The sequence below is a fragment of the Rothia sp. HMSC076D04 genome (assembly GCF_001814645.1).
Lineage (GTDB): Bacteria > Actinomycetota > Actinomycetes > Actinomycetales > Micrococcaceae > Rothia > Rothia mucilaginosa.
Genome location: NZ_KV817374.1, coordinates 150,891 through 160,484, shown reverse-complemented (window position 1 = coordinate 160,484; position 9,594 = coordinate 150,891). Strand labels below are relative to the sequence as shown.

Annotated in this window: 4 protein-coding genes; all 4 read right to left on the bottom strand. The window is 55.8% G+C overall.

The genetic code is table 11. The features are described from left to right. Window positions 1-2,668: fibrinogen-like YCDxxxxGGGW domain-containing protein (locus HMPREF2980_RS08480; protein ID WP_246823711.1), on the bottom strand; the 2,668-nt coding region annotated here is incomplete at its 3' end. Between the two features lie 207 nt (window positions 2,669-2,875). Continuing rightward, entirely contained in the window at window positions 2,876-3,736 is an 861-nt protein-coding gene (locus tag HMPREF2980_RS08475) for a hypothetical protein (protein WP_070634144.1), read from the bottom strand. 345 nt (window positions 3,737-4,081) lie between these two features. Continuing rightward, window positions 4,082-6,550, bottom strand: a complete 2,469-nt coding sequence (locus HMPREF2980_RS08470; RefSeq protein WP_049349998.1) for a fibrinogen-like YCDxxxxGGGW domain-containing protein — start codon at window positions 6,548-6,550, stop codon at window positions 4,082-4,084. A 528-nt stretch (window positions 6,551-7,078) separates the two neighbouring features. Further along, window positions 7,079-9,445: a fibrinogen-like YCDxxxxGGGW domain-containing protein gene (locus HMPREF2980_RS08465; protein ID WP_070691399.1), complete on the bottom strand. Its 2,367-nt coding sequence runs from the start codon at window positions 9,443-9,445 to the stop codon at window positions 7,079-7,081. Window positions 9,446-9,594 lie beyond the last annotated feature (149 nt).

Here is a 9,594-nt window from a genome sequence, read left to right as displayed (position 1 = left end):
GCTTCGGGTCCTCAGGCTTGGGATCGGCAGGCTTGGGATCGGCAGGCTTCGGCTCCTCAGGCTTCGGATCCTCTTCCTTCGGTGCCTCGGTAGTTGCTTCTGCACTCGGGGTAGCGCTTGCTGAAGCACTGGGGTCAGCGCTTGCGGTCCGATCAGCGGTAGGAGTCTCGGTCGCGGTCTCCGTAGGAGTCGGGCGAACCGGAGCTACCTGAACCGGAGTGGACGCAGAGTAGTTATCCGAGGTGTCCACAGCACGCACAAAGTAACGTGCGTTATCGGTGTGGTCAATCTCGAACTTCGTACCCGAAGTGCTTGCAATGACGCGGTCGTCACGCAGAATCTGGTAGCGGACACTACCGGTATCCTGCACAGCGTCCCAGGTCAGAACGTCCTTATCGTCCTTCAGCTCAACCTGCAGGTTCTGCGGGGTAGCCGGAGGAGTTACATCGCGAGCCTCAAAGCGCGCAAAACCGATGGTATCCTGAGTGCCGTGAACACCCAGCGAACGGTGAATATCGCCGCCAACCCACAGGGTGCCCTTCGAATCCACGAAGGACTCCCAGATACCGAAGCCATGGTCACCCTTAATAGAGGGGGAGAACTCCGGTAGCATCTTGCCGCTGTCCTTATCAAACGCAGCAACCAGCTTGACCGAGTGAATCACGCTCGAACCGCCCACGGGGGCCTGCTTGTTACGCGAATCCTGGTAGAGGAAGTCGCCGCAGTGGCAGGCGCCGTAAATGGTGTTGCCATGCAGGTGCAGATCCTGGAAGTCGCCGCCGTTACGGGTAATAGCAGTGTAGGTGGGGCTCAGGGAGGCCTTGTCGTAACGAGAGATGAGGTGCTCAGTACCGCCCACCCAGACACCGGAACCGGCGTCCTGAACGTCGAACTGGAAACCCCAAATCTTAGTTTCATTACGCAGATCAGAGACATTAGCGCCAGCAGGAATCTCAGAATGCTGGTACGCCCAGGGGCTACCCTTCTGCAGGTGCTGAGTAATATCAGCCACGCGGTAGGCAAGGCCGCCGTTGAGCCAGGTGAAGTAACCGGCTACGTAAACATGAGAGTTATCAGCGGAGGCACTAATACCGTTGACGGTGCCATTAAACACCTGACGCCAATTGCGATCCACGCTCACGATACCGGGCACGCCGTCAGAAGGCTCGCCCAGCTTAAAACGGGCAATATTGCGCGAATACGCAACACCCGCCTTTTCGCTTTCATGAATGTGGGTAAAGGTGCCGCCAATATACACATAGTCACCCTGACGGTGAATGGTCTTCACCGTCATGACCTCGGTGAGAATACGATCTTCGACTTTAACCTGAGCCCATTCAGGGGCAATTTCACCGGTCGTGGCGTCAACAACGACGAAGCTCTTATGCTCCTCACCGTTAACAAGCTTGAAGTTACCGCCAATAGCCAGACGGTTATTCGGCAGAGCCTCAACAGCCTTCACCTGACCATTAACAGTCAGCTTGAAGTCGCGGCGCAACTCGCCGGTCTCCGGGTCAAAGGCAGCAATATTAGACTGGTGAACCTTCTCGCCGGAAGACGACTCAAGGTACTCGAAGTCGCCACCAATAAACACGCTGGAGGTGCCGTTGCCGTGATCGACCTCGGTGATCGCCTCAACGTAGGTGTTCATCTCGTTGGTTTCACCGGTGAAGGTCCTAGTACTGGTTCGCCAGCGCCAGTCCGCCGAACGACTACTGGGCAGGGCGCGACGAGCGCTCGCCGGGGTACCTGAATCCGGGATAGCGCCCAGATTCAAATCATTCTGGGTCAGCTTCGGGCGCAGGAACATCTGGGTGTAACCGAATGAGGTTTCACCCTTACCGTCCTTACCGTAAATGTAAGAGTTCTGCGCGTCGGTCATCGCCGGCTCAGAGCCATCCTGCGAAATGGGGGCGTTTGCACCGTAACGGAAACCCATACGGTAATCCTGCGAAGCCATTTCCTCAAAGAGCATCGTCCTGAAGCCGTAGTTCTGGCCGCCAAGCATATGGTCTTCCCACGTGCCATCAGGCCAGTCCCTGCGGCCATTTTCATTGTAAGAAGAGAACTCGTCAGGGTTGGAGACTGTCGCGTTGGCCCAGATAGCGTTTGAACGCAGAGCCCAAGTCCACTCAGAAGTCTGGCGGCGATCAACCGTCGCCTCCTGCCACTTGGTGCCCGAGGTGTTCAGGGCACGGCGGAAACGATAACCATCAGGCAACTGATCGGGGCGGGTGCCGTTGAGCAGCTGAGAAATAGTGGTGCCCGAAAGCTGAATAGGGGTCTTTGCAGCAGGCACCGAGCTCAGAGCTTTGCCCTGCTCTAGAGTCAAACCGGACGACGCGGGTGCGGCATCACTGTAGAGCTGGGAGGTGTCGCCCTGACCTTCGTAGTTTTCGGTCCAGCCATCGCGGCCCTCACCAATCTTGACCCAACCGCCACCATCAGTTTCCTGATCGCAGTAGAACTGGGTAGGCTGGCTCATCGCGGGAGTGTACAGCCAGTAGGCGCCGCTCTTTGCCTCGGGGTTAGCCTGCTTGGCTTCCCAACAGCTGGCGGCAGCACGCTCGGAGGTCGTGCCATTGTAGAAAGCAGAGTCCCTTTTTTCCGCAGTCTGTTCGACAGCGGTACTCGGCGTAATAGCGGGGATAGCTACGGGCAAAGCCAAAGCCGTAGCAATGCTCAAGCAAAGAGTTGAGCGGGTTATAGCAGAACGTGAAAAGCCGGAGCCCGTCATGCCAAGGTGGGCTTTCATAATATCTCCAAATGAATGCCAAGAAATGTTATCGAGTGCGCATCAACATTAATGCGCTATGGATGATAATGCGCGGGTTCCAGCGAATCATAACTGGAAACCGGCATCTTTAATTAGACCCTAGCAATCAGGATTGTTCGGGAAATCATGGGTCGCAATCTTCCACTGACCATCGACCTGAACGAGGGTGTAAATATTGAGTGAACGCTTAGGAGAATTGTCATCCTTAACGGGCTGATTATTCTCGTCATAGATCTTCACCGAGGAAGAATCCATGCATACTTCCAGCATGCGCGCGGGCTGACCCTTGTACTGAGTTTCAGTCATACGGGGAGTGCCCACCACAGTGGAAGAACCTTCGTAGTGCCAGCCAGCCAGTGCGTATTCGGAAGCCTGCACGGCAAACTCAGCGGCAGCGGAATCCACAGCTACCGCCTCGATGGAGCGAATCGTCTCATCATCGAGAACAGCACGCGCCTGCTCAACGTTCTGCTGCTCGGCCTCTTCATCGCTACTCGGATCAGCGGTACGCTCGGGAGAAGGAGCTGCGGAAGGAGCCGCCTTGACCTTGGTCAGAATGGTCTCAAAAGAGTTAACCAGTTCGGTAGTCTTCTTAACTTCTTCAGCGTCAACGGGCACGGAAGAAGCGTTCTTCATTTCCTCAGCGCCAGTGTAAATCTCTTCAAGCTTCTGACCGTCAGAAGAAGTAGCCTCAGCATTTGCCTTGGGAGATGCCTCACCCGAAGCCTCAGCGGATGCAGAAGCGGTGCCCTGCTCAGAAACCTTAGGGGAAGCGCTCGAAGACTGAGCGGAAGAAGCGTGTGCAGAAGCGGAAACACTTGCGGAAGCAGAAGCGGAAGAAGAGCTATCGGAGCTCGGGTTTTCAGTAGCGCAACCGCTCAGAACCAGGGCGGATACCGCAACGGTGCCCAGGGTGCCCAGAAGCCGGGACCGGGAGGACTGCTTGAAGAATGATGACATAGGAAGCCTCTTTAGTGGTTGGAGTGAGAATGACTATATTCCGGAAGATAATACCTCGCACAATGGCAAAGCACCTAAAGGCTAACACGCAAAGCTGGGAAAACACTTAGACCCGCAAAAATAACGTTTTTATAAATGATGAGAATAAGCCCTAAATAATGCTCTATTTTTGCCCGAATGGAAGATAAATATATATCTCTGAATGAAAGAACCTTCATGTAAATGAATGAAATAGATTCACATTGTGCAAAAAAGTCCCGGGCTGGTCATGAACCAGCCCGGGACAATAGGGCGAACATCACTAAAATTCTTTGTCACAAAAGTGGATATTGCCCTGATGAGGGGTTATGCTGCCTGGACAGCCTCGGTACTTGCCGAATAGTTATCTGCAGTATCTACCGCGCGCACATAATAGCGGGCGCCATCGCGGTGATCCACCGAATAGCTCGTACCCGTAACCGTCGCAATAGGACGATCATCGCGCAGAACCTGGTACTTCACCCTGCGCTCGGAAATACCCGACCACGTCAGCTGATCCTTGGAACCGTTCGTCGTGACCTTCAGATCGCTCGGGGGAGCCGGAGGGGTCACATCACGAGGAGCATAACGCGCGAAGCCAATAGTCGGCTGTACGCCATTAGCGCCCAGCGACTTACGGATATCGCCACCAACCCACAGGGTGCCCGTGGAATCCACGAAGGACTCCCACACACCGTATCCATACGCGCCGTTCATAATCGGTGCGAACTCCGGCAGCATCTTGCCGCTGTCCTTATCGAACGCAGCTACCAGGCGAATGGTCTGAGCATTAGTCGCGTTCTCCCACTCCGAATAGACAGTGTCTGCGCCCTGGAAGAGGAAATCGCCGCAGTGGCACGCACCGTAAATAGTGTTGCCGCTCAGGTGCAGATCCTGGAAATCGCCACCCTCACGAGTAATCGCACTGTCCGTGCGGCGCATCGAGCTTTTCTCGTAACGGGTAATCATATGCTCGGTGCCACCCACCCAGACGGAGGAACCAGCATCCTGAACATCGAACTGGAAGCCCCACATCCTGCGCTCGTTTTTCAAATCCCAGGTTTGGGCATTCTTGGGGGTATACGAAGGACGGTGGTGCCAAGCTACCGGGTTCGTGCTACTGCCTTGCATATGAGCGAGACGGAACGCCTCCTGGTTATTCAGCTGGGTGAAGTAACCAGCGACGTACACATCGGCATTGCCCTCAGAAGCGCTCACGCCGTTAACTGTGCCATTAAAGACCGGACGCCAGTTCCAGTCCACCTCACCGTTGCTCAACTTAATGCGAGCCAGGTTCCTCGCATACGCGTAGGTGGGGGAGGTCTGGCCCTTCAAGTGAGTGAAGGAACCACCAATGTACAGGTAGCCATCACGCACGTGCAGGGTCTTAATCTGTACCGGTACGGAAGCAATGCGGCTAACCACGCGGATATCCCAGTCCTTAGCAACCTGACCGGTCTGCGGATCCAGAATTACAAAACCGTTGTAGTACTCGCCGTTCACCTGGTCGAAAGAACCACCCACAGCAAGCAGGCCGTTCGGCAGAGCCTCAACCGACTTCACCTGACCGTTAATCTTCGGGCGGAAGGAACGGCGCAGCTCGCCGGTACCCACCTCGTAACCAGCCAAGAAAGCCTGCTCAACCTTCTCGCCGCTTGCCGACTCAACATACGCGAAATCGCCACCGGTAAAGACAGCGCCACCGACCTCGGTGATCGCCTCAACCTGGGTGTTCATCTCGCCGTTCTTACCGGTTCCGGTATCAGCGCTGGTACGCCACTTCCACTTCTCGGAGTAGCTATTGGGTAGCGCGCGGCGGTTACTTGCCGCAGCGCCCTGCTGGCCATAATCATGCAGACCCTTAGCCACCAAATCGTTCTGAGTCACCTTCGGGCGCAAGAACATCTGAGTAAATACCAGGGGAGTGGTCGAATCATCCGCCGGGCGGTAAATATACGCCGAAGGACGGTTCATCAGGTAGGTCTCGGTCCACCATGTAATCTTGGCGTTGCGACCGTAGGTGAAGCCCAACTTGTAGCCCTGCGATGCCTTCTCTTCGAAGTTCAGGGAACGGAAGTCATCAGAATCATGGGTGAAGATGTTACCAGCCACCTGACCACGGTTGGCGTAGTCATAACGGTTACTGTACTGCCAGGTGTTTTTGACCGAAATATTTGACCAGAACATCTTCGAACGCAAAGTCCAAGTCCATTCGGTACTGGAATCACGGTGAGCCTTAAAATCCTGCCAGGTAGTGCCCTCAACGTTCATCGCGCGATGGAAACGCACGCCATCGGGCAAATCCTGCGGACGGGTACCGTTCAGTAGCGCGTTCACGGTCACGCCGGAGAGCTGCACCGCATCAAAGCCGGTCGGGTTCTTATACAGCTGATCGGCATTACCGCGACCGTAGTAGTTCTCAGTCCAGCTCTCACGACCGCGGCCAATCATAACCCAGCCGCCGCCATCAGTTTCCTGATCGCAATAGAACTGCTCAGGAGCACTCATCGCAGGGGTGTACAGCCAGTACGCGCCGCTCTTGCCACGCGGATTATTCTGCTTAACCTCCCAGCAGCTCGCAGCCGCGCGCTCGCTCGACGAACCGTCATAGTAGCGTGCATCAGCAGCCTGCGCGCCCGAAGCAATCGGACCCAAAGAAGCCGCAACCATCGCAAAAGAAGCAGCCGCCGCACCCAAAGCACGGGACCCGGAGCGAGAAGCTACGCGAGAGCCCTCAGAAGCGGAGGAAGCAGCACCCTGCGCGCGCCCTCCACGCGTGAACGGAAGAAAATTCATTTGTCTCTCCTAGAGACCTCAACCGGCACACAGCAGAAAACTGCAATTCACACAGCAACACCCACCCCACACAAGGCACAGCATAGTGACCAGGCATCGGGGTAAGGGGGAAGCGTTATGAACTGCGCTAACAGCGAGTCTGTAGCCGGAATCAGTGAGTGTAGTTATCGGAAATTGAATGAATACGCCCCACCCCTCACGCACGAAGCCAACAGTGGCAACGCACCCGTACGAAGCGGAACGCTAAAAATCTGTGAAGTTTCCTCTGTCGTACCAACAGCGAAGAAACACCACAGATCAAGATTCAGCCCATCATCGGAAAGGACGGAAGCAACCCATCCGACGCAATGAATCCCAACCCATCATAGCCGCCACAGGGGCGAAGAGATAGCAAACTGGGAAAACCGGACCGAACCAAAACTATAGAGGGCATACACCCCGGGTGCACCGCCGCCTGACCCGGACCCCGCAAACCCTGCAGAGCCCGAACCAGGCGGCGGCTCAAAGAAACTAGATCAACAATCTGACCTAAGCCTGAGCAGCTCCCGTGGAAGCCGAGAAGTTCTCAGACGCATCGATGGAACGCACATAGTAGCGAGCGCCATCAGTATGCTCAACCTCGTAGCTGGTGCCCGAGACCGTAGCAATCACACGGTCATCACGCAGCACCTGGTAGCGAGCACCGCTCTCACGAACACCAGACCAAGACAGCTTATCGGTCGAGCCATCACGCTGAACCGACAGATTCGACGGAGTCGACGGGGCGGTCACATCGCGAGGAGCAAAACGAGCAAAACCGACAGTGCGCTGCTCACCATTAGCACCCAGCGAACGGTTAATGTCGCCACCAACCCACAGGTTGCCGCGAGAATCCACGAAGGACTCCCAGACACCGTAGCCGCTAGCGCCCTTCAGAACCGGGCTGAACTCGCCCACAACCTCGCCGCTGTCCTTATCAAACGCCGCGACCAGGCGCATGCGGTGAACCGCCTTCGATTCCTTCCAGTAGGTGTGGTAACCGGTAGAACCCTCAAAGAGGACGTCACCGCAGTGGCACGCGCCGTAAATGGTGTTACCGCTCAGGTGCAGATCCTGCCAGTCGCCACCATACTTAGAAATCGCAGTGGAAATACGGCCGTAACCGTTCTTCGAGTAGTTAGCAATCAGGTGGTCAGCACCGGCAGTCCACACGGTCGAGCCAGCATCCTGAACATCGAACTGGAACGCGTACACAATACGGTCAGTAATGTTCAGCTTCAGCGAAGGCTCCCACTCCCACCTAATGTTCGAAGCATCCGAGCCGTTCAGAGCAGCCAGGCGGAAAGCACGCTGGTTATTCAGCTCAGTGAAGTAACCCGCAGCGTGAACAGTCGAGTTATCGGACGCAGCGGTAATACCGTTGACCGTACCGTTAAAGTTCGGGCGCCAGTTCCAATCCACCGCACCGTTCGAGAGCTTAAAACGAGCGGCACCACGCGAGTAAGCGTACGCCTTAGACGTATTGCCCTTTACATGGGTGAAGTTACCGCCAATGTACAGGTAACCGTCCTGAACCAGCAGGGTCTTCACCTGAACTGCATCGCCATTACGGCGCTGAACCTGAAGATCCCACGTGCGGTCGATCTGGCCGGTGGTTGCGTCCAGAATGACGAAGTGGTTGACCTTCTCGCCATTAACCTCGGTGAACTCGCCACCAACCGCCAGACGGTTATTCGGCAGAGCCTCAAGAGCCTTAATCTGACCGTTGAAAGTCGGACGGAAAGAGCGAACCAGTTCGCCCGAATCCACGTTATAGCCCGCCAGGTACGACTGGTCCACGCGCTCGCCACCAGCCGACTCCACGTACTTGAAGTCGCCACCGGTGAAGACGGTGTCGCCCACCTGAGTAATAGCCTGAACGTAGGTGTTCATCTCGTTCTTCTTGCCGGTGCCAGTCTGCTCACTGGTGCGCCAACGAACGGGCATCGTGTAGCTATTCGGCAGAGCACGACGGTTGCTAGCGGCAGAGCTAGAACCAATTTGCGAGAAGTTCAAGTCACGCTGAGTCAGCTTCGGACGCAGGAACACCTGAGTAAAGGGGATGGAGTAACCAGCGGAACCACGCTTGTGGTAAATGTATGAATCCGGATTCTCATTACCGAAGTTCACCAGCGCACCGTACGCAAAACCAATCTGGTAGCCCTGGTTCGGGTTCGCGAAGAAACGAACAGAACTGGTGGTAATACCCGGAGCCATCTCCGAAGCATGACGACCCATATGAGCGGTGCGGTTAATGCCGGCACCGGTGAACTTCACGGTGCCCCAACGCTGACCGTAGCTCATCGCCCAGGTCCACTGCTCAGTCTGAGGACGCTGAACATAAACGTTCTGCCACTGGGTGCCCCTTGCATTGTGGGCACGGTGCAGGCGCATGCCATCGGGAAGGTCCTGAGGCTTAATGCCGTTCAGCAGAGCATCGACAGTGTTTGCGGGAAGCTGGACCGGGGTAAAAGCAGAAGGGCCCGTGGGGTTCTGATGCAGCTGGTTCGGGTCGCCGGTGCCGTTGTAAGACTCGGTCCAACCCTCACGACCGCGACCAATCATGACCCAGCCGCCGCCATCAGTTTCCTGATCGCAGTAGAACTGCGCCGGGCCGCTCATCTGCGGGGTGTACAGCCAGTAAGTGCCAGAGGAGGCGGAAGGATTAACCTGCTTGACCTCGTAACAGGAAGCAGCCGCCTTATCGCTGCTGGAACCGTCATGGGTTCCGGTCGCAGCCGAGGCGGGAGTAGTAGGAGTAAGAGGTGCCGCAGTAAAAGCAGTACCAAAAGCGAGTGCGAAAGCACCCCACTTCTTAGCAGACCATGAATGGGCATGGCGCTTTTCAGCGGGTTTGTTCGTGTATGTGGTTGTCATATGCGTCTTTCTGATGCGACGTTCCGGAAGAAACATCGAAAGATACGGTGAATTTAGCGCACTAGAAAAACCGCAGTAAATACTGAAAACCTGAGGTTGGTTGGAAGAGGTAAACAGAATCCGGAAGGGGATATACTGTCTGGTTTTTC

Coding starts and splice junctions, on each gene's coding strand:
- HMPREF2980_RS08475 (WP_070634144.1), bottom strand. CDS start 3,736: ATGTCATCATTCTTCAAGCAGTCCTCCCGGTCCCGGCTTCTGGGCACC.
- HMPREF2980_RS08470 (WP_049349998.1), bottom strand. CDS start 6,550: ATGAATTTTCTTCCGTTCACGCGTGGAGGGCGCGCGCAGGGTGCTGCT.
- HMPREF2980_RS08465 (WP_070691399.1), bottom strand. CDS start 9,445: ATGACAACCACATACACGAACAAACCCGCTGAAAAGCGCCATGCCCAT.